Raw genomic sequence first — 998 nt, 5'->3', positions numbered from 1 at the left:
AACAATAAAAAAAATGGCTCAGGTAGTGGCAAATCGTTCGTACCGTGGTGCCGATAGGGGGATTTTACGGAAACAACCAAAATAGTGAGAGTAAAATCCCCCGCCTCCCGCTTGACAAAGAAAAACAAATCAGATTTACACTTAGGTGTAATAAATTATTACTAGCGTGTGCATAATATACATTATGTGATATACAACTATAACAGCTATATAGAGATGCGACAGTTGGGCAAATTAGAGATGCGACATTTTTTAGTCGCTTGCCCTATTCAAACCAAACAAGGAAAGGAAGACTAGGTTTCCGGGTGCAAGCAACGGATGGGAGCCGTCATGTCTTGTTTGATCACGATGTCGCAGAAAGAACTCAACCGGCTGAAGACCGTTCAGCAAATCAGAGATAATCAGCTTCGTGTGGTGGAGGCAGCGGCGCTGCTTGGCCTCAGTCGCAGCCAGGTTCATCGGATGTTACAGGCATTTGATCGGCTTGGTGCAACGGGCCTTGTTTCGGGCAAGCGCGGTCGCCCGAGCAATCGCCGTTATGGCGAGGATTTCCGGAATGATGTTCTGGATATTGTACGGACGTATTATCGGGACTTTGGGCCGACACTGGCCTGTGAGAAGCTGATTGAACGCCATCAGCTTTCAGTCAGCAAGGAGACGCTGCGGCAATGGATGACAGCAGCGGGATTGTGGACATCGCGTCGCGAACGCAAGCGACAACTGCATCAACCGCGCGGCCGGCGTGATTGCTTTGGTGAACTGATACAGATCGACGGTTCGCATCATTGGTGGTTCGAGGAGCGGGGTCCCAAATGCGCCCTCCTCGTTTATATAGATGATGCGACCGGAAAGCTTCTACACCTGCGCTTTGCCCGATCAGAGAATACATTTGATTATTTCCATGCGACGAAGGCCTATCTGGAGCTTTGGGGCAAACCGCTGGCATTTGAGAAAAAAGCCGCTTAAAATGAGAGATAGACCGGAACACAACCGGTGCA

General features: G+C 49.4%; 1 pseudogene. It reads left to right on the top strand.

Features of this window, described 5'->3' with window-relative positions:
• Positions 1-330: 330 nt before the first annotated feature.
• Positions 331-948: pseudogene (locus HBA93_RS17805) on the top strand (helix-turn-helix domain-containing protein); the annotation flags it as partial.
• Positions 949-998 lie beyond the last annotated feature (50 nt).

This window comes from Ochrobactrum sp. SFR4 (assembly GCF_019730395.1).
Classification (GTDB): domain Bacteria; phylum Pseudomonadota; class Alphaproteobacteria; order Rhizobiales; family Rhizobiaceae; genus Pseudochrobactrum.
The sequence above is the reverse complement of the archived record's forward strand: the minus strand, read 5'-3'. Positions and strand labels throughout refer to the sequence as shown.